Below are 26256 nucleotides of genomic sequence, written 5' to 3'. Positions count from 1 at the left end.
CATAAGGTCGACCCGACTAAAAGTTAGATAGAAAAGACGGTGGATTTAGATTTTCCAAACCTCACCTGTATCGGTCGCACTCCACCTTGAAGACGCATTGCGGTCGTAGCCGTGCTTCGCCGCTTCAGGGCCTAGTAACATCAAGGTTTTATGGCGATTTTCTGGGCTGGGTTTACGACCGCTTTCAGGTGTCCAGTAAATCCAGGCGTTGAAGTACGGCTTATCGCGCTCCTCGATGATATCAGGGCGCAGACGAACAATTTCAGATGGTTTGGGGTTGGCCCCGGGCAGTGGCCTGAGTTGGGATAGCCTGATTCAGTTGCGCCAAGAAATCCTTGGGCTTCAGACACTCACTACTCACTCTACCCGACCTGAGCACAGCGACCAAATCGCCATACATGTCACCCAAATAATCCCGAATTCTGTAACCGTTGAGCACATCGAAACGCCCCTCCTGACTTCGCCTCGGGCGGTGAGCGTCAGTACGAAGGGAGTGTCACGGGTAGAGAAGAGGCAATCGAAGCTCGCAGCGCCCGTTGTCAACAAGAACTGCTGCATGTCGCTACCGATTGAAATCATGCTGCGATGAAGCAGCCTGAGAGACGTCATTCCATCAAGCTCTAGCCTCGGAAAACCTTGAGCTAGAGATCATTGCGAGATAAAACAAAGCGGACAAGCGAAGTGCTACCACTATTCTTTAGACCTTAGTCGCACTTCCAACTCAGACGAATAGCTCCTTCAAACTTCACCTCATTCTGACTTGGCTTGAATCACTCTTTTTGACGAAGAGAGCGAGCAGCTCCTGCACGAACAGACACACACTGATGGCATTTTTAAACACCATCTGACCCATGCCCATTGCAGAGTATCTATCTGCAACGGACACAAGTTACTGAGAGTTCGGTCTCACCAAAAAATGAATATATGAAGTACCTGCAGAAGCATCACCCCGACCTTGAGAATGTCCCGAATGACTTTAACTTGCGCCCCCCACTTCTCGAACCTGGGAAGTTCAGGAGGCCGTCGGAGGCGATGAGACACGCGTCGAGGAGGTACGGACGAATGTAATGGGCAGCGCTTGTTAGAGCGTAAACTACAGGTGCATGACTTTTTGATGGGCATAGCTAGGCCTATTCGAAATAGTTTTCGACGGAGTTTTTATTCGCAGATATTCGAAAAGGTTTAGCGGAGGCGATGCTTGAAACCATTCATCTCTGGCCCATCAAGGAAGAGAGGAACGGTGAGTACAGCCCGAAGAGATCGGGCCTGAAGCTTGATTAGGTGAGCAAGGAAAATTCGGAAAAACGCGAGGATGCGTTTCCTCAAGGTGTGCAACGGTGAATCGGGATCAGGCTGACCTGCCTCACTAAGGACTGTGTCCAGAGCGCGCAGCTGCTCCCTCAGCATGTTAATACCGCCGATGAGTCCGCAAAGGATAGGGCCACCATTCGGAACCGCATGACGCTCCAAGATATTCCTAGCGCGCCGCGAATTATCAATGTCAGATGCAGTAACACGAGGCATGTAAGCCAATAACTGTTCACGTGCAAGCCTGGCAAACTCAGCCTTCAGCTGTTCGGTTACAGCATCCAGTCTGCGTTGACCATGTCGCCTTGAGCGCACAAGTTTCGCTGATGATGAGTGATCGTCCATAAGGACTCCCGCGTGATGTTACGTGCCAAACCTTACTGACTCGCCCTCGAATTCACAAATCTTTTTCGCCTGGCGCACATAGTCCCAGCCCAAATACCTCTCCCTGGAAGAGACTAAACAAGGTACAGCTCATCCCTGAGCTATGGCCAAGCAGATAGCGCCTTCCCTGAACGACCGCATGCAGCGCTTTTTAACAACTACTGATCACAACGGCGACTCGTATTCGGGATCCAGCATGTAGATGATCTCCGGCACGTGCGGGGACAAAATCTGGATCAAGCTGGCCCGCAGACGGCTATCGATCTCTTTGTGCAGGCGGATTTTGCCGATAGCCAACGCCATCACGAACTCCATGGCGGCTTCCCCACGCTCTTGCCCATACCCTGCGGCGACGCGCTGAATGATGTCCGCCATCGACAGGCTATGGGTTTCTTGGGCCCGGTAGTCGAGTTCTGTCGGTAGCGCGGCACGCAAGAACGCGGCTTGGATGACACCATCGTCGAAGCGCGAGAACACGTCTGGCGAGAGCAGTACCTGTTGAAGCTCCCCCGATTCCAACCGCTTGGCGTTCTGAACCTTGTCGCTGTACCGGGCATTCTGGAGAATCCAAAGGATGGTGAGGTAAATGTCCGTCGACGTCGCCCCTGTCACATCCTTCTTGCCATCGACAAATGCAAAGCCACGGCTCAGGGTCATCGGCTTACCCGTGTGGCTACTGGGCCAGAATGGGTGCAGCCCAAGCCCCCCCGTAGCGGCGTTACCAAACACGCCCATGCGCTGAGTGATCGCCGGTGAGAAGGTATCCGCAAATGAATACAAAGAGCCGAGTACTCGCTGCTCTTCGGCCCAGTGATGCGTACAAGAGAGCTCTGCTGCCGGGATCTCCATGAACGTTTTAAAGACATAGCGACTGTGATCCTTGGCAGGTTGCGTCAGGTTGCTCTGCAGATCCTTCATCAGCGCATAGCTACGTCCGAAGAGTGCTCCTGTGATGTACAGCCGGGTGCCAGCTTGCTGTGCGGTGCGCAGCCGACGGCTGACGCTCTGCAGGCGAGATCCACGCTCAGCAGCGGCGGTAATGACGATGACAGAACCCTCAAAACTCATGCCGGCATCGAACTTATCGAAGGACACCTTATGAGTCACTTTGACTCCGCAAGACGCCAAGTAAGCGATCGCTTGGTCGGCCAACGTTTCACTACCCGTGTCGTCGTCGTGGATGATCCACTTGGTCGACGCGACGGCTTCCTCACGCAGTACCCGTTCGAACCACACGCCGAAATCATCTGTAGCTACCAGTCTGTCTTTTTCGACATGCACCGTCCGAGGCCTCAGCCCTGACCGGTCATGGGTATAGCAGCTGAACAGGTTGGCCCCCATGAAAGAGTAAAACTTGGATTGCAGTAAGGCTGGCGCATGATCAGTGCCGATGTTCAGAACCTTGGTTTCGCTGTGTTCGGCGACGAACCGCTCACCATGGATTCGAATAAGACGAATCCCGCCCGCTTCGCCCTCCCCCAACATCTCGAAGTCTTCGGGTTGCTTCAGCGTGTGCAAGACCGAGCAGGAATTCGACGAGCGTTCAAAGGAGAGAATGGTCGCCACGCGCGTCGGCGGAGCGCTGTTCACTTTGACCCACTGATGCGCGAGACCGCACTGGGTCGATGCGGAGATCAGGCATAGAGCGGAAACTGCCTTGGGCAAAGGCCCGTCCTTAATTAGGCCTTCGTGCGAGTGGAACGACCGGATATTCGCGAAGCCCGGCTGTCCGAAGCGCATAAGGTAAATCTGCATGCACATCGCAAGAGGCAATAGTGCAATGGTATCCAGGTATAGCGTATCGGGCACCGCCATCCCATCTTCCGCGGCTCGTTTGATGAGGGGCAAGCATGCAAACGCTAAGTAATGGGCATGCAAGGTCTCGGATAGTAAGTCTTCCGCACGGATGAAATAGTTCGAGGCACGAGAAGACGGCTTTGAGTAGAAGAAGCCAGCGGGTGCCTTCTTCAACACATTGGAGCGCTCGACGAGGTTTGTCAGACCGGTCTTCACGATGTCACTGGAGTTGTCCTTGATGAGCGCTTCGAAACCTTCTTCAGGCCCAGAAATGTGGACATAGTCGGAGATCGCGCCATTCACGTCGTAGAATGCACACGCGTAGGTACGAGGTGAACCAGGGCCTTTGCGGCTGAGCTCCGCCATCAAGGGCGACGTGGTGTCCGTCTGCTGAGTGCAGAATTCTGCCAAGCTGTACTCCGGCATCAGAAACACCAAGAGATCGGGCATTACGTAGTCAGAGAGCTGATGCTGCAGAGCGTGCGCTGCTTGCGTATCGGTGAGAAGATCAGGGCCAGTGAAGAAAACCACTACATGAACTGGCTTACCGGACTGACTCAGCTCGATTTCAAAATCCATGAGATCGAACATGTCAGTTCACCGGAATGCAGATGGTGAAGACTGTTCCTTCCACAGCAGTCAGTACCCGACCACCATATCGAATCGACGGATCGAACTCCATAGTCTCATCACTTCCCTGAAAAGCCTGATGCAGTGAAAGCCGACCTGTCCGGACACGCACGAACGCCTTAAGCTTATTGAGTGCCTGAACCGCGTTAAACAGACCCATACCCGAGGTCGGTGACTGCGACTTAGATGTCACGTGCTTCTTGAAGCAATCGAGCGTTGCCTCAAGCTCCGCCTCCAAGCTCAGTTCCTCTAGGCTCTCTACTGGCCGCTTCTCCTTGGCCGTCAGCCACCGCCGTGCCAACCCTGGGCCGCTGTCGATGACCGAAATCTCTAAGAAGTCCAACACCTCAGCTTTCAAGAAATGCTTAAGGATGAACCGCGCCAGTTCAGGCTCGTTGGCGGAATACTCAAGCGCATCCTGACGATTTATGCGGTTAAGCTTGATAGATGTACCACGCAGCGCCTTCTTGTACTTTATTCCGTCCACGTCAGTGACGGCATGCTGGTCGGCGTTTGAAATCAGTTCCCAGAGCACGCTGCCCAAGGCTGGAAGGCCTGACTTGAGAAGCGTCCCCCGGTCACCTCGCGCGTTCATCAGCAGCGAAGACTGCTCAACCAGCGTTGAGAACCAAGACTTTGGCTGTACCTTGGGCTCGGCGTGCTCGAAGTAGAATGGCTTGATGAACTCACGCTTGGCGTGGTTGACACTGAACAAATTAATTACTGTAGGGCGGGCACCACGGGTGCCTGCTGTATAGCGCAGTTCACCTTCAAACATCGCATCGACCAAGGGTCTGATGGCAATCAACGCAGCGCGTCGGTCTATTACTTGGTGATCCTGGGAATGGACTTCACTGCACATGATCAACGCGGAGAACCCAGCAGCGGTCTGGGCCAATTGTGTTATTTGCGTTATCGCGTCGTCGCCAACGGCTGCATATAGGTGAAGGACAGTTTTATCGTAAGTTCGGGCCCAAGTTACGATGAACTGAGCCAAAGCTGCATCGACGCCCAATCCACCGCCGTGGCTCATACTTATGGGAAGCCGGAGGTTAGGATCAGTACCAAGCGACTGATAAAGATCCTCGATTTCGTAAAGATTGAGCTTTCGGCTTATTTGCATTTACGCCCTCACATTCCTTCGTTGACTTAGCGATACCCGAAATTCCGATCTGCCATCGTCGTGACCTACCTCAGCAGTCCCAAGCACGGTTTCAGAACGGTCGGTGCAGGCGGAGCACGCGGCAGACTCTACGCGATGCAACAAATTTAGGCGATGATATGAATAGCTTGTGCGCTCACCAACTCTTCAGCACTGGCGGCCCATAAAGTTGGGCCCCGTAGCACATCAAGGAATAAGGCATATGACCAACATCGAGAAGGATAGCTATCAGAAGGTTGACCAGAATCACCCGACCTGAAAGTGACCTGCATGGTCCGCCAGATGCAGACCACGGCCCAGGGCATTCCGCTGGAAATCTACTGCTTTACCACCACCACGGTGTGGGCCGATTACGAGCGGATTCAGGGGGATATTTTCGATTACCTGCTGGCGGTGCTGCCGGAGTTCGGGTTGAGCCTGTATCAGCAGCCGAGTGGTGGGGATTTGCGTTCCGGGATATTGCCGGCAGTCCTTGGCGCGAGCCATATTCCGGAAGCCGAAAAACATCTGATGTAACGCTTTCTTCAAACGCAAAAAAAGACGCAACCCCGGTTGCGTCTTTTTTTGTCCCGCCGATTTATCAGGCCTGCCGCTGCGGTGCCTTGTGCACCATGGTGTAGGCGTAATCGACGCCCATGCCGTACGCGCCGCTGTGTTCCAGCACCAGGTCCATCACCGCCTGATAAGTGTCTTTGTGCGCCCAGTCACGCTGGTACTCGAGCAGCACTTGCTGCCAGGTCACCGGTACTGCGCCGGCCTGAATCATCCGTTGTACCGACATGTCGTGGGCTTCTTTGGTCGTGCCGCCGGAAGCGTCGGTGACGATGTACACCTCGTAGCCTTCAGCCAGGGCTTCCAGGGCCGGGAAGGTCAGGCAGACCTCGGTCCACAGCGCGGCGATGATCAGCTTCTTGCGCCCGGTGGCCTTCACTGCGTCAACCAGCGCCTTGTCTTCCCAGGAGTTCATCGAGGTGCGCTCGATCGGCTTCTGCTCAGGGTGTACCGCCAGCAGCTCCGGCCAGATGTAGCCGCTGAAGCTTTCGGTTTCGACCGAGGTGTAGATGGTCGGCACGTTGAAGATCTTGGCAGCCTTGGCCAGGCCGACGGTGTTGTTCTTCAGGGTCTGACGGTCGATCGATTGCACGCCGAAAGCCATTTGCGGCTGGTGGTCGATCAGGATCAGGGCGGAGTTGGTTGGGTTCAGCAGTTCACGGATAGACATGGCGCGTTCCTTTTGATGTCGATTCAGAGTTTCGATTGAGTAATGGGTGAGTCGAGTGGCTGGCCGTCTGCGGCGTTGTTGTCTCGGCTTGGATGTCACTTTAGGGGCTAGCCGATAAAGGGACAATTCCCTAAAATCGAGAATCATTGATTCTAAAAAAGGGACAATCATGGATCGCATCGAATGCATGCGCGCCTTCGTGGTGACGGTCGGCGAGAACGGCTTCGCGGCCGCCGCACGGGCCATGGACGTGCCCCGCTCGAAAGTCAGCAAACAGATTCAGGCGCTCGAAGAAGCCATCGGCGTACAACTGCTGCAACGCACCACCCGCAGCCTGCACCTGACCGAGGCCGGTGCCGAATATTTCGAAGCAGCGCGGGAGGTGATTGCGGCACTGGACGAGGCCGAGCAGCGGGCGCGGGACGGGGTGGGTGAATTGCGTGGTGTGTTGCGAGTCAACGCACCGATGTCGTTCGGCCTGCGGCGACTGGGCAAACTGATTCCGCTGTTCCACGAGCAGCACCCGAACATCGAGCTGCAACTGGTGCTCAGCGACCAGCAGGTCGATCCGGTGCGCGGCGGGTTCGACGTGACGATCCGCATCGCCAGCCTGCCCGACTCGACCATGATCGCCCGGCAACTGGCGCCGGCGCCGCGCATCATGGTCGCCTCCCCTGCTTACCTCGAACGCGCGGGCACGCCGCAGTCGCCGCAGGATCTGCGTTCACATCAATGCTTGAACTACGGCTATCTGCAGAGCGGGGTCAGCCTGCAACTGTGCAACGGCAAGGAGACCCAGCGTGTCAACGTGACCGGGCCGTTGCACGCCAACAATGGCGACCTGCTGGCGCAAGCGGCCGAGGCCGGCATGGGCATTGCGCTGCTGCCGGACTTCATCGTCGAAGAGGCGTTGGCAGCCGGGCGGCTGGTACCGGTGCTGTGCGAATGGCAGGCGCCAGCGATCACCATCAACGCCGTGTATTCCTCAGCCCGGCGGGTGCCGCAGAAGACGCGCGCGTTTATCGAGTTTCTGGTGGGGCAACTGGCGCCGGCTTGCGAATCCCCAACCGGCTGATCCACACCGCCGCCAGAATCACGCTGCCACCGAGTAACAACCGCCCGAGCTCTTCATGCTGATTCCAGATCAGCAGGTTCAGCAGCAAGCCCACCGGCACGTGCAGGTTGTTCATCACCGCCAGGGTGCCGCCGTTGACCAGGCACGCGCCCTTGTTCCACCAGTACAGACCGAGTGCGGTGGAGACCAGACCCAGGAACACCAGCACGCCCCATTGCAACGGCGCTTCGGGCAGGAAATTGGATTTGCCGAACAACAGGAACGCAGGCAACGCCACCGCCAGTGCGCCGAGGTAGAAGAAACCGAAACGCCGGTAGTGCGGCAGATCGCTCGGGTGCTTCGCCACCAGATGTTTGTACAGCACCTGCCCGGCGGCGTAGGTGAAGTTGGCCAGTTGCAGCAGCAAAAAGCCCATGAAGAAGTCCGGGTTGATCCGGTCGTAGCGAATCACCGCTGCCCCCGCCACCGCCACCAGTGCGGCGATCAACGCCCACGGATTGAAGCGTCGGTTGAGCGCATCTTCGATCAGCGTCACATGCAACGGCGTGAGGATGGTGAACAGCAGCACTTCCGGCACCGTCAGCACGCGGAAGCTCAGATACAGGCAGACGTAGGTCACGCCGAACTGCAACGCGCCGATCAGCAACATGCCGCGCATGAACGCCGGTTCCACCGAGCGCCAGCGCGTCAGCGGGATGAACACCAGCCCGGCCAGCACCACCCGCACCAGCACCGCAAAGTAGCTGTCGACATGACCGGCCAGGTATTCGCCGATCAGACTGAAGGAAAACGCCTGGATCAGCGTGACAAAAAGTAGATAGCCCATGCTCGCCTCGATTTCGAATGGCGGCGACGATAGCGGTTTTTGCCGGCCATCGCTAAATCCCGGGCAAAAAAAAGCCCGATCTCGCTAAAGCGTTCAATCGGGCTACAGCACTCAGGAGCAACAAGTGCAAAGGGAGGTTCGATGCGCGTAGAGCCTTGAAGGGGTTGCGCCAGGTCACTAGAACAATCGGCGATTATCTGGCGATTAACATATCAAGCGACCTGGGACAGTTTGGCGTTGGCCTGGTTGAGGCCTTTCTCCTGGAAGTCGCCGCCCAGGTTCATGCCTTCAGCGTGGATGAAGGTCACGTCGTGGATACCGATGAAACCCATCACCTGACGCAGGTACGGTTCCTGATGATCCGCCGGGCCGCCGGCGTAGATACCGCCGCGAGCGGTCAGCACGTAGGCACGCTTGCCGCTGAGCAGGCCTTGCGGGCCGGTTTCGGTGTATTTGAAGGTCACGCCGGCACGCAGTACGTGGTCGAGCCAGGCTTTCAGGGTGCTCGGGATGGCGAAGTTGTACATCGGAGCGGCCATCACCAGCACGTCGGCGGCGAGCAATTCATCGGTCAATTCGTTGGAACGGTCCAGTGAGGACTGCTCGCTGTCGTTGCGCTGCTCGGCGGATTTCATCCAGCCGCCCAGCAGGTTGATGTCCAGGTGCGGCACCGGGTTCACGGCGAGGTCACGTACGGTGATCTGATCGGCCGGATGCGCCGCTTTCCACTGACTGATAAAGGTCTGGGTCAGTTGACGGGAAACCGAGTCTTGTTGGCGGGCGCTGCTTTCGATGATCAGAACGCGGGACATGTTGTGTAGCCTCCATCCGAGAATGTTGTAAGTCGATGGAGTGAAGGTTAAACAGAGTCGTATCGATGAAAAAGCGCAAATAATTGCTGCAAAGCATCGAAAAAATCGTTTAGATGCAAGCCATACCCTGTGGGAGCCCGCCCCCACAGGGGCCGTGACGCTATTTCGGGGTGCAGCTCAGCTTGATGCGCAGCTTGATGATGGTCCGGGTGAACTTGGCCGTGGCGTTCTTATGCTTGCCCGCAGCCACTTCGATGTTGCGGGTGCGCGGCGCTTCCGGGCCGTTGGTGAACACCACCTTGCAGGTCGCGTCGACATCGCCGTAGTTGTTGACCTGGATGGAGCCGATGTCGTTATCGGTGTCGAACGCGTTGTAGTCGATCTTCAGGCCGTTGAGGTCCTTTTCCACATCGATCGGGTACGCGAACGCAGTCAGCGGAAGCAGCGCCAGCAACACACAAAAGAATTTTTTCATTCGGCAGTCTCCATGAGGGACCGCCAGCTTAGGACAAGAGGAGCTATTGATGAAAGCGCCCCGCGTGACCCTTGATCAATGGCGAACGTTGCAGGCCGTGGTCGACCACGGCGGATTCGCCCAGGCCGCCGAGGCCCTGCATCGCTCGCAATCGTCGGTGAGTTACACCGTCGCCCGCATGCAGGATCAGCTCGGCGTGCCGCTGTTGCGCATCGACGGCCGCAAGGCGGTGCTGACCGAAGCCGGCGGCGTGTTGCTGCGCCGCTCGCGACAACTGGTGAAACAGGCCAGCCAGCTGGAAGACCTCGCCCATCACATGGAGCAGGGTTGGGAAGCCGAAGTGCGGCTGGTGGTCGACGCCGCCTACCCGAGCGCCCGCCTCGTCCGCGCCCTGACCGCGTTCATGCCGCAAAGCCGTGGCTGCCGCGTGCGTCTGCGTGAGGAAGTGCTGTCGGGCGTCGAAGAAGTGCTGCTCGAAGGCGTGGCCGACCTGGCCATCACCGGCCTGAGCATTCCCGGTTACCTCGGCGCGGAATTGAGCGACGTGGAATTCGTCGCCGTCGCCCACCCGGAACACGCGCTGCACCGGCTGAACCGCGAGCTGAATTTCCAGGACCTGGAAACCCAGATGCAAGTGGTGATCCGCGACTCCGGCCGCCAGCAACCCCGGGACGTCGGCTGGCTCGGCGCCGAACAGCGCTGGACTGTCGGCAGCCTCGCCACCGCCGCCAACTTTGTCTCCAGCGGCCTGGGTTTCGCCTGGCTGCCACGGCACATGATCGAACGGGAATTGAAAGAAGGCCTGCTCAAGCTGCTACCGTTGGATCAGGGCGGCAGCCGCAATCCGAGCTTCTATCTGTACTCGAACAAGGACAAACCCCTGGGCCCGGCTTCGCAGATCCTCGTCGAACTGCTGCGCACCTTCGACACTCTGCCGCTGGACGCACCGTTCGCCGCCCCCGAACAAGCCTGACACGGAGTTCACCGATGGCGTATTTCGAGCATGAAGGTTGCAACCTGCACTACGAGGAATATGGCCACGGCGATCCGTTGCTGCTGGTTCACGGTCTGGGCTCCAGCACCCTGGACTGGGAAATGCAGATTCCCGCGCTGGCCGCGCATTACCGGGTGATCGTCCCGGATGTGCGCGGTCACGGCCGCTCCGACAAGCCCCGCGAGCGCTACAGCATCGCCGGGTTCAGCGCCGACATCGTTGCCCTGATCGAGCATTTGAAGCTCGGCCCGGTGCACTACGCCGGGCTGTCCATGGGCGGCATGATCGGCTTCCAGTTCGCCGTCGATCAGCCGCAGATGCTCAAGAGCCTGACCATCGTCAACAGCGCACCCGAGGTCAAAGTGCGCAGCCGCGACGATTACTGGCAGTGGTTCAAGCGCTGGAGCCTGATGCGCCTGCTCAGCCTCGCCACCATCGGCAAAGCCCTTGGCGCCAAGCTGTTCCCCAAACCGGAGCAGGCCGATTTGCGTCAGAAAATGGCGGAGCGCTGGGCAAAAAACGACAAACGTGCTTATCTCGCCAGCTTCGATGCGATTGTTGGCTGGGGGGTTCAGGAACGACTTTCCCGGGTCACCTGTCCAACCCTCGTCGTCAGCGCCGACCGGGACTACACCCCGGTTTCGCTGAAAGAAACCTATGTCAGACTGCTGCCCGATGCGCGGCTGGTGGTGATCGCCGATTCGCGCCACGCCACCCCGCTCGATCAGCCCGAACGCTTCAATCAAACGCTGCTGGAGTTCCTCGCCACAGCCGATAATCACCCTCAGGATCACTGACCCATGCTGAAAAAACTCGCCCTCGCCGCCGGCACCGTGCTGTTCGCTGCCAACCTGATGGCTGCCACGCCGGCAAAAGCGCCGCACGTGCTGCTGGACACCACCAACGGCCAGATCGAAATCGAACTGGACCCGGTCAAGGCGCCGATCAGTACCAAGAACTTCCTCGAGTACGTCGACAGCGGTTTCTACACCAACACCATTTTCCACCGCGTGATCCCGGGCTTCATGGCCCAGGGCGGCGGCTTCACCCAGCAGATGCAACAGAAAGAAACCAAGGCCCCGATCAAGAACGAAGCCAGCAACGGTCTGCATAACGTTCGTGGCACCCTGTCGATGGCTCGTACTTCCAACCCGGATTCGGCCACCAGCCAGTTCTTTATCAACGTCGCCGACAACGCCTTCCTCGACCCGGGCCGTGACGCCGGTTACGCGGTGTTCGCCAAAGTGGTCAAGGGCATGGACGTGGTCGACATCATCGTCAACTCCCAGACCACCACCAAACAGGGCATGCAAAACGTGCCGGTCGACCCTGTGATCATCAAGTCGGCCAAGCGCATCGACTAAGCTTTACAGGGCATATCGAGCGGTGCTGACTGACGTCACGCCGCTCACACTGATAAAAGGAGAGCCCGTGCTCCGGGCGGTTATCTGATGCTCTATCGCCGTTTCGAACAACTGATCGACATATTCCGCGATGCCCCGACGGCATCCCCGCCGGACCGCGTTCTGCCCTTCTATACCTATTACCTGAAGCAGGTCTGGCCGAGTTTCGCCGCCCTGCTGATCGTCGGCCTGTTCGGTGCCTTGATCGAAGTGGCGCTGTTCAGTTACCTGAGCCGCATTATCGACCTTGCCCAAGGCACGCCGAACGCCGACTTCTTCAAAGTACATGGCGTCGAACTGGCGTGGATGGCGGTGGTGGCATTGCTGCTGCGCCCCCTGTTCCTGGCCCTGCACGACATGCTGGTGCACCAGACCCTGAGCCCGAGCATGACCAGCATGATTCGCTGGCAGAACCACAGCTACGTGCTCAAGCAGAGCCTGAACTTCTTCCAGAACGACTTCGCCGGACGCATTGCCCAGCGCATCATGCAGACCGGTAACTCGCTGCGCGATTCCGCTGTGCAAGCGGTGGATGCGTTGTGGCATGTGCTGATCTACGCGATCAGTTCGCTGGTGCTGTTCGCCGAGGCTGACTGGCGCCTGATGATCCCGCTGCTGACGTGGATCGCCGCCTACATCGGCGCGCTCTATTACTTCGTGCCACGGGTCAAGGACCGCTCGGTGGAAGCCTCCGATGCGCGTTCGAAGCTGATGGGCCGGATCGTCGACGGCTACACCAACATCGCCACCCTGAAGCTGTTCGCCCACACCAACTTCGAACAGCACTACGCCCGCGAGGCGATCCAGGAACAGACCGAAAAGGCCCAACTGGCCGGCCGCGTGGTCACCAGCATGGACGTGGCCATCACCACCATGAACGGCCTGTTGATCGTCGGCACCACGGCGCTGGCCCTGTGGCTGTGGACGCAATCGCTGATCAGCGTCGGCGCGATTGCTCTGGCCACCGGCCTGGTGATCCGCATCGTCAACATGTCCGGCTGGATCATGTGGGTGGTCACCGGCATCTTCGAAAACATCGGTATGGTTCAGGACGGTCTGCAGACCATCTCGCAACCGGTCAGCGTCACCGATCGGGAGCAGGCCAAACCGCTGGCCGTGGCCCGTGGCGAAGTGCGTTTCGAGCACGTGGATTTTCACTACGGCAAGAAGAAAGGCATCATCGGCGACCTCAACCTGACCATCAAACCGGGCGAGAAAATCGGTCTGATCGGCCCGTCCGGCGCCGGCAAATCGACTTTGGTAAACCTGCTGCTGCGTCTCTACGACGTCGAGGGCGGGCGGATCCTGATCGACGGTCAGAACATCGCCGAAGTCGGCCAGGAAAGCCTGCGCGCGCGGATCGGCATGATCACTCAGGACACTTCGCTGCTGCACCGCTCGATCCGCGACAACTTGCTGTACGGCAAGCCCGACGCCACCGACGCCGAACTCTGGGAAGCGGTGCGCAAGGCCCGTGCCGATGAGTTCATCCCGCTGCTGTCGGACGCCGAGGGGCGCACCGGATTCGACGCGCATGTCGGCGAACGCGGGGTGAAACTGTCCGGTGGCCAGCGTCAGCGGATCGCCATTGCGCGGGTGCTGCTCAAGGACGCGCCGATCCTGATCATGGACGAAGCGACCTCGGCGCTGGACTCGGAAGTCGAGGCGGCAATTCAGGAAAGCCTGGAAACCCTGATGCAGGGCAAGACCGTGATCGCCATCGCTCACCGCCTTTCGACCATTGCCCGCATGGATCGGCTGGTAGTGCTGGAAAACGGCAAGATTGCTGAAAGCGGCAACCATGCCGAACTGCTGGCCCATGGCGGATTGTATGCGCGGCTGTGGGCGCACCAGACCGGAGGGTTTGTCGGCATCGACTGATCCTGCGTCAAAACACAAAAACCGCCAGAGCCCTCTACCCACGGGCTCTGGCGGTTTTTTATCGCCTGCTGGAAATCCGCACAAACCCTGCTGTACTGAGCCAAGGCTCCGGAACGGAACCTGTCGTAAGTCTGCAGGGACGCACCACTCGATGCAGTCTCGATAGCACTCAAGGACTCTCTCATGTCTCTGTTCAAACGTTCAGTTACTGAGTTGCTGGGTACGTTCTGGTTGGTGTTGGGCGGTTGCGGCAGTGCGGTCATCGCCGCGTCTTCACCTTTGGGTATCGGCGTGCTGGGGGTGGCCCTGGCGTTTGGTCTGACGGTGCTGACCATGGCGTTTGCCATCGGCCACATCAGCGGCTGTCACCTCAACCCGGCCGTGTCGGTCGGTCTGGTCGTCGGCGGTCGGTTCCCGGCCAAAGAACTGCCTGCCTACGTCATCGCCCAGGTGATCGGCGGGATTCTGGCAGCGGCACTGCTCTACCACATCGCCAGCGGCAAGGAAGGCTTCGACATCGCTGCCGGCCTGGCCTCAAACGGTTATGGCGAGCACTCGCCCGGCAAATACTCGATGGCCGCAGGCTTCGTCACCGAGCTGGTGATGACCGCCATGTTCGTGGTGATCATCCTCGGCGCCACCGACAAACGCGCCCCAGCGGGACTGGCACCGATCGCCATCGGCCTGGCCCTGACGCTGATCCACCTGATCTCGATTCCGGTCACCAACACCTCGGTCAACCCGGCCCGCAGCACGGGCCCGGCGCTGATGGTCGGCGGCTGGGCCATCGCGCAGTTGTGGATGTTCTGGGTCGCGCCACTGCTCGGTGCGGTGGTAGGCGGCGTGGTCTATCGCTGGCTGGGCAAGGAAGACATCTAACATCCTGTGGGAGCGAGCTTGCTCGCGAAAAGCGGTGTGTCAATGCAGCAAATATTGACTGATACCAACCTTTCGCGAGCAAGCTCGCTCCCACATTGGAATCTAGGCCTGGCGGTAGGGCAAGGCTGCTCTTGCCTCTTCGGCATAGGCCAGTACACCGGCGCGCTCCTGGTGCAGGAAGTCTTTGACCGCGGCTTTCAAACCGGGATGACGCAGGTAATGCCAGGAATGAGTGATCACCGGTTCGAAGCCGCGAATCAGTTTGTGCTCGCCCTGGGCACCGGCATCGAAACGTTGAAATCCGTTGGCAATCGCATAGTCCATGCCCTGATAGAAACAGGTCTCGAAGTGCAGCCGGTCGAACTCGGCCAGGCATCCCCAGTAGCGCCCGTAAAAACTGTCGCCGCCCACCAGACTGAACGCCATCGCCACCGGCCGTGAGCCCTGCCGGGCCAGCACCACGCGGATCGATTCCGGCATGCGCTCGGCCAGCAGGCTGAAGAATTCCCGGGTCAGGTACGGCGCCTGCCGGCGTACCGCGTAGGTGTTGGCGTAACAGGCATAGACGAAATCCCACTGGGCCTCGTCCAGCTCCCGCCCTTCCAGCCATTCGAACTCGAAGCCCTGCCCCGCCACTTGCTCGCGCTCCTTGCGCATCTGTTTGCGCTTGCGCGAGGCAAGCACGTCGAGGAAATCCTGAAAGTCGCGGTAACCGCGATTCTGCCAGTGGTACTGACAGCCGATGCGTTGCAGCCAACCCGGCTGCTCGGCCATGGCGGCATCGGTAAACGCGTCGGTGAAATTGATGTGGGCGCTGGAGAGTTCTTCGATTTCCAGATACCCCGGCAGGCTCTTGAGCAGTTCGAATCCGTCTTCGACATTCGCTGCCAGCAACCGAGGGCCGCTGACCGGGCTGAACGGCACCGCGCTCAAAAACTTGGGGTAGTAATCGATGCCGGCCCGGGCGCAGGCATCGGCCCAGCCGTGATCGAAAACGTATTCACCGTAGGAATGCCACTTGCGATAACCGGGCAGCGCCGCAATCACTCGCCCCGCTTCGACGTGCAGCAAATGCTCCGCTTGCCAGCCGGTGTGCGGGCCGACGCTGCCGCTGTCCTCCAGCGAAGCCAGGAAGGCGTGGCGCAGAAACGGCTGGTTTTGCGGGACCAGAACATCCCAGTCGGACGCTGGAATTTCCGACAGTTTGTGCAGACGTTGCAGCGGCATTTTCCTCTCCACTTTCGGGCGTGAACGCCCGGCGAGTATCGCTGATCGGCCCGGCGTTGCCCACGCCAGAATGCGCGACAGCGCTCTAGATCAATAGTTCACGGCAGTTTTGTATCGTCATCAACCTGCCATCATCGTGCCACTGCTCTGTCATAAACCATCGCGATACTGGCGCCTGTTTTTAGAGCGCCGGGTTCTACCCCGGACACTGTTTTCCGACCGTCAAACCGTCGGTTGTGCCCAGGATGGTTCAGCCATCCCCTTCATCTTCGGAGATTGCTATGCGTCTTGCTTCCACGAAAACTGCGGCGGCCCTGTGCGGTGGCCTGTTGCTGGCCATGAGTGTTCCGGCCAGTGCCGCAGTCGACGCCAAACTGCTCGACATGCTCAAGGCTAACGGTTCGATTTCCCAGGCGCAGTACGTTGAACTGCAAACTGAACTGGCCAAGGATCAGAAGGCCCAGCAAATCGCGCAGCAGGCGCAGCAAGAGACCAACGAGCAAATCGCGGCGACCGCGAAGAAAACCAACGAGCTCAGCAGTTTCGACCAGAAACTGGCCTGGGCCGCCAAGACCCAGTTCAAGGGCGACGTGCGTATCCGTCAGGAAACCATCAAGATCGATGGCGAGCCGAACAACGGCGGCCGCGACAAGGATCGCCAGCGCATCCGTGCCCGTCTGGGTGCGTACACCGAGATCAACCCGCAAGTCGACACCGGCATCCGTATCGCTACCGGCGGCGGCGACGACGCCCGTTCGACCAACCAGGACCAGGACAACTACTTCGACAAGAAGCAGATCTGGCTCGACCTGGGCTACATCGACTACCACCCGGATCAGATCAAGAACCTGCACATCATCGGCGGCAAGATGCTGCAGCCGTGGGTGAGCATGGGCGACGTGATCTGGGACAGCGACATCAACCCGGAAGGTCTGGCCGTTACTTACAAATATCCATTGGGCAGCAGCGTCGAACTGTTCGGCAGCCTGGGTAACTACAACCTCAAGGACAACGTCGACGGCGACGGCGTGCAGTTCCGTCACGACCTGCGCCTGACCGCCGGCCAGCTGGGCAGCCGCTTCACCATCACCGACAACCTGAAACTGACCCTGGGCGGCAGCGTCTACGCCTATCAGAACGACGAAGACAGCCGTTGCACCGGCACCTCCACGCCGTGCGCCCTGGCCGTCAACGGCAACTCGGCAGACAACGAATTCCGTCTGTACGAAGGCTTCAGCCAGGTCGACATCGGCGGCCTGCCAATGCCGCTGTCGTTCTATGGTCAGTACGTGAAGAACAACGATGCAGTGACCGATCAGGACACCGCCTGGCTGGTGGGTGCCAAGTCGAAAGTCTTCGGCCTGAACCTCGACTACAACTATCGTGACGTGCAGCGCAATGCTGTGGTCGGCGCCTTCACCGATTCGGACTTCGCCAACGGCACCACCGGTTCCCGTGGCCACAAGTTCAAGGTCGGTTACGACATCGACAAGAACTTCGCCATCGGTGCGACTTACTTCCTGACCAAGGCCGACTTCTCCAGCCGTACCCAGCGTGATGCAGACACCAACACCCTGCAGCTGGACGCGGAAGCGAAGTTCTAAGCAACCCGGCAACAGACTTCAAACGATGGGTTGTACATCCGGTTCCATCGTTTGAAGAGGCTTCAACAGACTGGCGCGACCGCAGCGATCCCCATCATCCGTTCGCTGCGGCCGCGCCAGTCTGTGTTTTCAGGATCGATCCTTGCGCCGCAGCTGTGCCAACTGCTCGGCCAGCGCGTCCACGCCCTCTTCAGGCTTTTGCGGCATCGCCCGCAACGTCGCCTGCATCAAACGCATCTGGCGAATGAAACGCCGGCAATTGCGGCAGAACATCAGGTGATGACGCACCATCAGTTTCTCGCGAAAGCTCAACTGGCCATCGAGATAATCGCTGGATCGCGCCACTTGCTCCTTGCAGGTCAACATTCTCCCGTCTCCTCAAAATGCTCCACGGTCGCGAAGACCTTCAAGCGTGCCCGATGCAGCAGCACGCGGACATTGGAGAGCGAGATCTCCAGAAGATTACAGATCTCCTCCAGCTCCAGACCCTGGCGCTCGCGCAGCAACAGAACGCTGCTTTGCAGTTCCGACAGGCTCAACAACGTGTGTTCGAGGCATTCACGCAGCTCGCCTTCTGTCAGCAACGCTTCGGGCGTGTCCTGGTGCCAGGCGAAGGGTGCGACCAGCCAGTGGCCGTCGCCGGGAGAGAAGCGATTGTCGTCGATGGTGCCGTGGGGGGACGGCAGATCATCCAGCAACACTTCGCGACGATTGAGTTTGTAGCGGCTCTTGGCCGAGTTGGCGGTGATGGTCAGCAGCCAGGTCTTGAGACTGGAGCGCCCTTCGAAACGGTCGATATTGCGCACCACCGAGAGCCAGGCATCCTGCACCACTTCTTCGACATGGCGCTGGCCGACAATCGCGTAGGCCACCGCGCGCATGGGGCTTTGATAGGTGCTGACCAGTTCCTTGAAGGCTTTCTGTTCGCCTGCCAACAACCGTTCGAGCAGTTGTGTGTCGTCAACCGCCATCCATCAATCCCCTTTTCCTGACTCCGAAAATGATAGCGGCAGGATCTCTCCTGCCGCCAGTTTCGAAAATTACAGCGTTCGCGCCGATTCGGATGTAGGAAACGTCAGCGCGATTAAGAGGAAATGAACTCGCTCTTAGCGTTTACGCAGAATCACGCTACCAATCGAGTAACCGGCACCGAACGAACTCAGCACTGCCAGCGAGCCGGCTGCCAAATCGTCCTGATACTTGTGGAACGCGATCACGGAACCGGCGGAGCTGGTGTTGGCGTAGGTGTCGAGAATCACCGGGGCTTCTTCTTCGGTGGCTTCGCGGCCCAGCAGCTTGCGCACGATCAGGTGGTTCATGCTCAGGTTGGCCTGGTGCAGCCAGAAGCGCTTCACGTCGCCGACGTTGAGCTTGTTCTCTTCCAGATGTTCGCCGATCAGCTCGGCGACCATTGGGCAGACATCCTTGAACACCTTGCGGCCTTCCTGCACGAACAGTTTGTCGCGGGCGCCGATGCCCTCTTCCGCTGCGCGGTTGAGGAAGCCGAAGTTGTTGCGGATGTTGTTGGAGAACTTGGTCAGCAGTTTGGTGCTGACCACGTCGAACTGGTGCTTCGACGTCGCCGTATCGGCACGCTCGATGATCACCGCAGTAGCCGCGTCACCGAAAATGAAGTGGCTGTCACGGTCACGGAAGTTCAAGTGACCGGTGCAGACTTCCGGGTTGACCATCAGGATCGCCCGGGCCTGGCCCAGTTGCACGGTGTTGGCCGCTTGCTGGATGCCGAAGGTCGCCGACGAGCAGGCAACGTTCATGTCGAAACCGAAACCCTGGATGCCCAGTGCTTCCTGGACTTCGATGGCGATGGCCGGATAGGCGCGCTGCAGGTTGGAGCAGGCGACGATCACGCCGTCGATATCGGCGGCAGTCTTGCCGGCACGCTGCAGGGCTTGTTCGGCAGCACCGATGGCCATCTGGCAGAGCACCGACCATTCGTCGTTGGAACGCTCCGGCAGACGTGGTGCCATGCGTTGCGGATCGAGGATGCCGTCCTTGTCCATGACAAAGCGGCTCTTGATGCCGGAGGCTTTTTCGATGAACGCGGCGCTGGACTCGGTCAGGGCCTGCACTTCGCCGCTGGCGATGGCTTCGGCGTTGTCCGCATTGAACTGGGCGACGTAGGTATTGAAAGACTGCACCAGCTCTTCGTTGGAGATGCTGTTGGCCGGGGTGTACAGGCCGGTGCCGCTGATGACGACGTTATGCATGGTCGTTTCTCTAATCTGTTCAGGCAGAAAGTGCTGGCACCGACGTGCCAACACGCAAAGGGTCCATTCCCGTATAAGGGACGCAAAAACCTGGCATCGCTTTATTCCGACCTCGCCCGCGGTTGAGAAGGCTCAAAACCGCGGGGCCGGCGTTTATAGGCGCGAAGTTTGCCATAAACCTTGGCTTTTGGCGCCTTTTGCAGGATCGGAGGTCAGGCCTCGACCTGCGTCCACTGTTTGTTCAGGCGCTTGTCGGAGATCGGCACTTTCGTCCCCAACTGCTGGGCGAACAGCGAAACCCGATACTCCTCCAGCCACCAGCGATACAGTTCGAGCTGCGGATCGCGTTTGCCTTCCTGGGCATGTTTGGCGGCGCGGGTCTGGTATTGCGTCCAGAGGCCGGCGAGTTCGCCGCTCCACACCCGATCCTTCTGCACCTGCGCGCCCAGTTTCTCGAAACGCTGCTCGACCGCTTTCAGGTAGCGCGGCAACTCCTTGAGCCAGAGCATCGGCGTTTCCCGGACGAAGCCCGGATACACCAGATGACTGAGCTGCTGCTTGATGTCGTTGAGCGCCACCGCCTGAGCCAGGTCGATCTTGCCCTTGAAGCGTTTTTGCAGACCGTGCCAGAGCTTGAGGATCTCAAGAGTCAGACGCGCCACTCGCTCGGCGTGCTCGGTCCAGCTGCCACGCTTGCGCTCGGCCAGTGCCGCCAGCCCTGCGCCGTCACGCGGCAACGGGTCTTCGCCCTCGAGAATGCAGCTGTCGAGGCTGGCCAGCAGAATGTCTTCCACCAGCGCATCGACGCGACCCAGTTCGCGGTACAGCAACCCCATTTCGGTCAGGCCCGGCAACTTGCCGCGCAGGAACTTCGCCGGTTCGGCCAGTTGCTGCATCAGCAGGCGTTGCAAGGCGCGGCGGTGCTGGAATTCGGCTTCGGCCGGGGTCGAGAAGCGCCCTTCCTTGACCGTACCGCCCTCTTCCACTAGCGCCGGATAGACCGTCATCGACAGCCCGGCGATCTTCTGCTGCGTCTTTTCCGCCACCGGTGCGAAGACCTTGGCCTCCACCGGTTGCTGGCTTTTCGCACTCTGCGGCACAGCCAAAGCAGCCTGGCTGGCTTCGGCGAAACGTGCGGTCAGCTCGGCCAGATCCCGTCCTTCGCCAAGGAACTTGCCCTGGCCGTCGACGATTTCCAGGTTCATCCGCAGGTGGCTTTCAACCTGCTGCGCCGCTTCGGCCCAGGCTTCATCGCTGACCCGCGCACCGGTCATGCGCAGCAGTTCACGGCCCAACGCTTGCGGTAACGAACCTTCGGCAAAGGTCATGCGTTGCAGCGCGGCCTTGATGAAGTCCGGCACCGGCACGAAGTTCTTGCGCAGGGCCTTGGGCAGGTTGCGCACCAGCGCAATGCACTTGGCCTCGATCAGCCCCGGCACCAGCCACTCCAGGCGTTCCGGCGGCAGCATCGGCAACAGCGGCGCCGGCACACGCAGGGTCACGCCGTCGCGCGGGTGATTCGGTTCGAAGTGGTAACTCAGGGCCAGTTCCAGATCGCCGATGTGCAGCGTGTCCGGGTAATGCTGCGCGGTAACTTCGCTGGCTTCGCGAGCCAGCACGTCTTCCTCGCGCATGATCAGCAGTTGCGGATCTTTCTGGCTGTTGACCCGATACCAGCTGTCGAACGTCGCGGTCTGGTGAATCTCCGCCGGCAAACGTGCGTCGTAGAACGCGTAGAGCGTTTCTTCGTCGGCCAGAATGTCCCGGCGACGGGCCTTGGCCTCCAGTTCGTCGAGCTGTTCGAGCAATTGTTTGTTGGCAGTCAGGCATTTGGCCCGGGACTGAATCTCGCCGCGCACCAGGCCTTCGCGGATGAACAGTTCACGCGATACCACCGGATCCACGGGGCCGTAGTGCACCGGTCGACGGCCGACCACGATCAGACCGAACAGGGTGATCTGTTCAAACGCGACGACCTGGCCGCGCTTCTTCTCCCAGTGCGGTTCGAAGTGGTTCTTCTTGATCAGGTGCCCGGCCAGCGGTTCGATCCAGTCGGCGTCGATCTTCGCCACCATCCGAGCGTAGAGCTTGGTGGTTTCCACCAGTTCGGCGGTCATCACCCACTGCGGGCGTTTCTTGCCGATACCCGACGACGGGTGAATCCAGAACCGCCGCTGACGGGCACCAAGGTAATCACCGTCCTCGGTTTTCTGGCCGATCTGGCTGAGCAGGCCGACCAGCACCGCTTTGTGCAGCTTCGGATAATCCGCCGGCTCTTTGTTCAGGCTCAGCTGCAAGTCGCGGCAGATCAGGCTCAACTGACGGTGGGAATCACGCCACTCGCGCAGACGCAGATAGTTGAGGAAATTCTTGCGGCACCAGTTGCGCAGCGGGCTGGCGGTCAGCGCCTGGCGCTGCTCTTCAAAACCGCGCCACAGATTGACCAGCCCGGCGAAGTCGGAGTCGGCGTCCTTCCATTGGGCGTGAGCCTGGTCAGCGGCTTGCTGACGCTCCGGCGGACGCTCGCGCGGATCCTGAATCGACATGGCACTGGCGACGATCATCACTTCCTGCAGGCTGCCGAGCTTTGCCGCTTCAAGCAGCATGCGGCCCATACGCGGGTCCACCGGCAGGCGCGCCAGCTGACGGCCGAGCGGGGTCAGCTGACTGTTGCGATCCACCGCCGAGAGTTCTTGCAGCAGGTTGAAACCGTCGCTGATCGCCTTGCCGTCCGGCGGCTCGATGAACGGGAAATCGGTGATCTCGCCGAGGCGCAGATGGAGCATCTGCAGGATTACCGCCGCGAGGTTGGTACGCAGGATTTCCGGATCGGTGAATTCCGGGCGACCGAGGAAATCCTCTTCGCTGTACAAGCGCACGCAAATGCCCGGCTCGACCCGGCCGCAGCGACCTTTACGCTGGTTGGCGCTGGCCTGGGAAATCGCTTCGATCGGCAGTCGCTGGACCTTGGCGCGGTAGCTGTAGCGGCTGATGCGCGCGGTGCCGCTGTCGATCACGTAACGGATGCCCGGTACGGTCAGGGAGGTTTCGGCAACGTTGGTTGCCAGCACCACACGACGGCCCGGGTGCGACTGGAAAATCCGCTGCTGCTCGGCCGGCGACAGGCGCGCGTACAACGGCAGGATTTCGGTGTGTTTGAGCTGGGCCTTGCGCAGCATGTCGGCGGCGTCGCGGATCTCGCGCTCGCCCGGCAGGAACACCAGCACATCGCCGGGGCTGCGGCGTTCGCTGCGTTCATAGGCGGCGATTTCGTCGAGGGTGGCGAGGATCGCCTGATCGACGGTCAGGTCGTCTTCGACACGGTTGCCCTCTTCGTCCTGCTCAAGCGTCAGCGGGCGATACCAGGTTTCCACCGGGAAGGTACGCCCGGACACTTCGACAATCGGCGCGTCATCGAAATGCTTGGAGAAACGCTCCAGATCGATGGTCGCCGAGGTGATGATGACTTTCAGGTCCGGACGACGCGGCAGCAGGGTTTTCAGGTAACCGAGCAGGAAATCGATGTTGAGGCTGCGCTCGTGGGCTTCGTCGACGATGATCGTGTCGTAGCGTTCGAGATAACGGTCGTTCTGGGTTTCCGCCAGCAGGATGCCGTCGGTCATCAGTTTGATCAGGGTGTTCGAATCGCTTTGGTCTTCAAAGCGCACCTGATAGCCGACCAGCGCGCCCAGCGGCGTGCCGAGTTCTTCGGCAACCCGGCTGGCCACGCTGCGCGCTGCGATTCTGCGAGGCTGGGTGTGGCCGATCAGACCATGCTGGCCGCGACCGATCTCCAGGCAGATTTTCGGCAACTGGGTGGTTTTACCCGATCCGGTTTCGCCAGCGATGATCAGCACCTGGTGCTTTTCCAGGGCCTTCTTGATTTCGTCACGCTTGGCCGCAATCGGCAGGCTGTCGTCGTAACGGATCACCGGCAGGCTGGCCTTGCGCGCCAGCACCTGATCGCAGGACGCCTGCATGCGCGCCACCCACTGGGCCAGCTTGGCCTCGTCAGGTTTCTTGCGCAGCTCAAGCAACTGCCGCCGCAGCCGGTGGCGGTCGGCGAGCATGGCGTGATCGAGGTTTTTCAGCAGTTTGTCGATGGAGGGCGATTCGTCGGTCATCGGGTACGCAATTCGGTCGTCTAGTGGCGCAAGGACGCGATTGTCGCAGATTTTACGACCGCTGCGCGGCCGATCGCGAGCAGGCTCGCTCCCACCCTGAATCTCCAGCGGTCATAAAACCGCTGCACAGCGCGATCAAATGTGGGAGCGAGCCTGCTCGCGATGAATTGCGCGGCAATTCCAGAAAGTCACTCGTTATCGAGGCCCTTTCGCCGGTACGGAAAGACGTCAATGACTTTCCCCGCCCGGATCGCCTCCTGTAGCCCCTTCCAGTAATCAGCGTTGTACAGCTCGCCATGCAGCTGATCGAACAATTTGCGCTGCGCCGAATCGGCAAACAGGAACGGCGGAAACTCCTCGGGGAATACATCCAGCGGGCCGATCGAATACCACGGTTCGGAGGCCATTTCATCCTCCGGTGTGCGCGGTGCCGGGATGTGGCGGAAGTTGGCTTCAGTGAGGAAACAGATCTCGTCGTAGTCGTAGAACACCACCCGACCGTGGCGGGTGACGCCGAAGTTCTTCAGCAGCATGTCGCCAGGGAAGATGTTGGCCGCCGCCAATTGCTTGATCGCCAGCCCGTAATCCTCCAGCGCTTCGCGTACCTGAGCTTCGTTGGCGTTGTCCAGATAGAGGTTGAGCGGGGTCATCCGGCGTTCGGTCCAGCAGTGACGAATCAACACGGTTTCACCTTCCAGCGACACCGTGGACGGCGCAACTTCCAGCAGTTCCGCCAGGCACGCAGGCTCGAACTTGCTCAGGGGAAAACGGAAGTCGGCGAATTCCTGGGTATCGGCCATGCGCCCTACGCGGTCGACGCTTTTCACCAACCGGTACTTCTCGATCACCGTGGCGCGGTCGACGTTTTTCGACGGCGAGAACCGGTCCTTGATGATCTTGAACACGGTGTTGAAGCCCGGCAGCGTGAACACGCTCATGACCATGCCGCGCACGCCCGGCGCCATGATGAACTGGTCGTCGGTGTTGGCCAGATGATTGATCAGGGCGCGGTAGAACTCCGACTTGCCGTGCTTGTAGAAGCCGATCGAGGTGTACAGCTCGGCGATGTGCTTGCCCGGCAAGATGCGCTTGAGAAAGCCGATGAACTCCGCCGGCACCGGCACATCCACCATGAAATACGAACGGGTGAACGAGAAGATGATCGACACATCGGCTTCGTCGGTGATCAGCGCGTCGATCTGAATCCCCCGCCCTTCGCGGTGCAGCAGTGGAATCACCAGCGGCCACTGATCGTCATTGGTGTAGATGCGCCCGACCAGGTACGCGCCCTTGTTGCGGTACAGCACCGAGGAGAACAGCTCGACGCTCAGCTCCGGGTCCTTGCACACCCAGTCCGGCAGGTTCTCGCGCAGCTGTGCTTCCAGGCGATGCAAGTCACCGGGCAGATCGGCGTAGGCCTCGTTGAACCGGTAATCGGCAAAGATGCTCGCAAGCATGCCCGAGATCTGCCCTTGCGGTTTATAGGTGCGGGTTTGCGCGGCGCGGGCCCGACGCAGGCTCGGGCGCGTGGTGTGGATGAACATGCAGCCGTCGCTGATCAGGTCGTGACTGAACAGGCCGCAGAAAATCGAGTTGTACCAGGTCTCGGACAGCTCATCGTCGAAGCGCAGGTCGATGATGCTGATGTAGGCGCTTTTCACCAGCGGCCAACAGGTGACGTCCATCAAGGTGTCCGGCTCGAAATACTCGCGCAGCCGGGCGACGGTTTCACCGACCTTTTCTTCGTAGAGGTTGATCCGCGCCGCCGACGCCGTTTGCGTATCCTGCCAGCGGGCCTGCTCGAAGCGCTCCCGGGCACCGTCGGTGATCCGCCGGAAATGCTCGCGGTAATCGTCAAAGCCATCGAGGATCAGGCGGGCGATGTCGGTGGCTGGCCATTGCTGCGGCATAGATGAGACCTCTGCGGGAATTGGAGAATCTGTGCTCGAAGGCCTGAGCTTAGCCACGGAAGCGGGCGCAGGAGAAGCGCAATTTCTGCCAAATCCTCTTGCGGCTTGTACAGCGACACAGTTTTTATCAAGTTTTTTTAATCGACCGTTCGGTCAATAAACGCCCACTTCGGTTCTCCCCACCACTGGGCGCCAGCCCGCGTCTTCTGTGGGTTTCGGATCCAATTAAGCAGCGACATCTCTAGCCTGCGCTTCTGCCCGACTTGTTCATGCCTGTCCATTCCCCTCAGCGACTGGTCTTACCAAGATAGTGGC

At 59.6% G+C, this 26256-nt stretch carries 19 protein-coding genes and 1 pseudogene; 8 read left to right on the top strand and 12 right to left on the bottom strand.

All coding sequences use genetic code 11. The annotated features are described in order from the left end of the window. Positions 1-1857 precede the first annotated feature (1857 nt). Together PMI24_RS18550 and PMI24_RS18545 are read right to left on the bottom strand one after the other, a co-directional pair. Positions 1858-4080 (bottom strand): hypothetical protein, encoded by a 2223-nt coding sequence (locus PMI24_RS18550; protein WP_045121811.1) that lies wholly within the window; start codon positions 4078-4080, stop codon positions 1858-1860. 1 nt (position 4081) lies between these two features. Continuing rightward, complete coding sequence (locus PMI24_RS18545) at positions 4082-5242, bottom strand: hypothetical protein (protein WP_007956551.1); 1161 nt, start codon at positions 5240-5242, stop codon at positions 4082-4084. 300 nt (positions 5243-5542) lie between these two features. Here PMI24_RS18545 and PMI24_RS18540 point away from each other — a divergent pair. Next, positions 5543-5797 (top strand): annotated as a pseudogene (locus PMI24_RS18540) (mechanosensitive ion channel family protein); the annotation flags it as partial. A gap of 64 nt (positions 5798-5861) precedes the next feature. Here the strand turns inward: PMI24_RS18540 and PMI24_RS18535 are convergent. Then, the gene (locus tag PMI24_RS18535; RefSeq protein WP_007956548.1) at positions 5862-6503 is read right to left on the bottom strand and encodes a hydrolase; all 642 of its coding nucleotides are present in this window, start codon (positions 6501-6503) and stop codon (positions 5862-5864) included. A gap of 169 nt (positions 6504-6672) precedes the next feature. Between PMI24_RS18535 and PMI24_RS18530 the strand changes: the two genes are divergently transcribed. Further along, on the top strand, positions 6673-7578 hold the full coding sequence (locus tag PMI24_RS18530) for a LysR family transcriptional regulator (RefSeq protein ID WP_007956547.1): 906 nt from the start codon (positions 6673-6675) through the stop codon (positions 7576-7578). Here PMI24_RS18530 and PMI24_RS18525 read toward each other — a convergent pair. From PMI24_RS18525 to PMI24_RS18515, 3 genes are all read right to left on the bottom strand, one after another. Further along, the gene (locus PMI24_RS18525; protein WP_007956546.1) at positions 7523-8404 is read right to left on the bottom strand and encodes a carboxylate/amino acid/amine transporter; all 882 of its coding nucleotides are present in this window, start codon (positions 8402-8404) and stop codon (positions 7523-7525) included. The genes PMI24_RS18530 and PMI24_RS18525 overlap by 56 nt on opposite strands. A gap of 212 nt (positions 8405-8616) precedes the next feature. After that, the gene (locus PMI24_RS18520; protein ID WP_007956545.1) at positions 8617-9216 is read right to left on the bottom strand and encodes an FMN-dependent NADH-azoreductase; all 600 of its coding nucleotides are present in this window, start codon (positions 9214-9216) and stop codon (positions 8617-8619) included. A 160-nt stretch (positions 9217-9376) separates the two neighbouring features. Further along, the gene (locus tag PMI24_RS18515) at positions 9377-9691 is read right to left on the bottom strand and encodes a hypothetical protein (protein WP_007956544.1); all 315 of its coding nucleotides are present in this window, start codon (positions 9689-9691) and stop codon (positions 9377-9379) included. A gap of 49 nt (positions 9692-9740) precedes the next feature. On the opposite strand from PMI24_RS18515, the gene PMI24_RS18510 reads away from it, so the two are divergent. From PMI24_RS18510 to aqpZ, 5 genes are all read left to right on the top strand, one after another. After that, the gene (locus PMI24_RS18510; RefSeq protein ID WP_007956543.1) at positions 9741-10664 is read left to right on the top strand and encodes a LysR family transcriptional regulator; all 924 of its coding nucleotides are present in this window, start codon (positions 9741-9743) and stop codon (positions 10662-10664) included. A gap of 14 nt (positions 10665-10678) precedes the next feature. Beyond that, entirely contained in the window at positions 10679-11482 is an 804-nt protein-coding gene (locus tag PMI24_RS18505; protein ID WP_007956542.1) for an alpha/beta fold hydrolase, read from the top strand. Between the two features lie 3 nt (positions 11483-11485). Then, positions 11486-12049, top strand: coding sequence for a peptidylprolyl isomerase A (locus PMI24_RS18500; RefSeq protein ID WP_007956541.1), 564 nt, complete (start codon positions 11486-11488; stop codon positions 12047-12049). Between the two features lie 87 nt (positions 12050-12136). Beyond that, positions 12137-13969 carry an ABC transporter ATP-binding protein gene (locus PMI24_RS18495; RefSeq protein ID WP_007956540.1) on the top strand — a complete coding sequence of 611 codons (1833 nt, stop codon included), beginning with the start codon at positions 12137-12139 and terminating at the stop codon, positions 13967-13969. Between the two features lie 183 nt (positions 13970-14152). Then, positions 14153-14848, top strand: a complete 696-nt coding sequence (gene aqpZ / locus PMI24_RS18490) for an aquaporin Z (protein WP_007956539.1) — start codon at positions 14153-14155, stop codon at positions 14846-14848. 102 nt (positions 14849-14950) lie between these two features. Here aqpZ and PMI24_RS18485 read toward each other — a convergent pair whose 3' ends face one another. Next, the gene (locus tag PMI24_RS18485; protein WP_007956538.1) at positions 14951-16075 is read right to left on the bottom strand and encodes a GNAT family N-acetyltransferase; all 1125 of its coding nucleotides are present in this window, start codon (positions 16073-16075) and stop codon (positions 14951-14953) included. Positions 16076-16356: 281 nt separating this feature from the next. Here PMI24_RS18485 and PMI24_RS18480 point away from each other — a divergent pair, with 281 nt between their 5' ends. After that, complete coding sequence (locus PMI24_RS18480) at positions 16357-17679, top strand: putative porin (RefSeq protein WP_007956537.1); 1323 nt, start codon at positions 16357-16359, stop codon at positions 17677-17679. Positions 17680-17808: 129 nt separating this feature from the next. On the opposite strand, the gene PMI24_RS18475 is transcribed toward PMI24_RS18480, so the two are convergent. The 5 genes from PMI24_RS18475 to aceK form a co-directional block, all read right to left on the bottom strand. Continuing rightward, on the bottom strand, positions 17809-18045 hold the full coding sequence (locus tag PMI24_RS18475; protein WP_007956536.1) for an anti-sigma factor family protein: 237 nt from the start codon (positions 18043-18045) through the stop codon (positions 17809-17811). Continuing rightward, the gene (locus tag PMI24_RS18470; RefSeq protein ID WP_007956535.1) at positions 18039-18650 is read right to left on the bottom strand and encodes an RNA polymerase sigma factor; all 612 of its coding nucleotides are present in this window, start codon (positions 18648-18650) and stop codon (positions 18039-18041) included. Before PMI24_RS18470 ends, PMI24_RS18475 begins: the two co-directional genes overlap by 7 nt. Positions 18651-18785: 135 nt before the next feature. Next, positions 18786-19907, bottom strand: a complete 1122-nt coding sequence (locus PMI24_RS18465) for a beta-ketoacyl-ACP synthase III (RefSeq protein WP_007956533.1) — start codon at positions 19905-19907, stop codon at positions 18786-18788. A gap of 212 nt (positions 19908-20119) precedes the next feature. Next, on the bottom strand, positions 20120-24031 hold the full coding sequence (hrpA, locus tag PMI24_RS18460) for an ATP-dependent RNA helicase HrpA (RefSeq protein ID WP_007956531.1): 3912 nt from the start codon (positions 24029-24031) through the stop codon (positions 20120-20122). 188 nt (positions 24032-24219) lie between these two features. After that, entirely contained in the window at positions 24220-25941 is a 1722-nt protein-coding gene (gene aceK / locus PMI24_RS18455) for a bifunctional isocitrate dehydrogenase kinase/phosphatase (RefSeq protein WP_007956529.1), read from the bottom strand. Between the last annotated feature and the right edge of the window lie 315 nt (positions 25942-26256).

This window comes from Pseudomonas sp. GM25, from assembly GCF_000282255.1.
GTDB classification, from domain to species: domain Bacteria; phylum Pseudomonadota; class Gammaproteobacteria; order Pseudomonadales; family Pseudomonadaceae; genus Aquipseudomonas; species Aquipseudomonas aphyarum.
The sequence above is the reverse complement of the archived record's forward strand: the minus strand, read 5'-3'. Positions and strand labels throughout refer to the sequence as shown.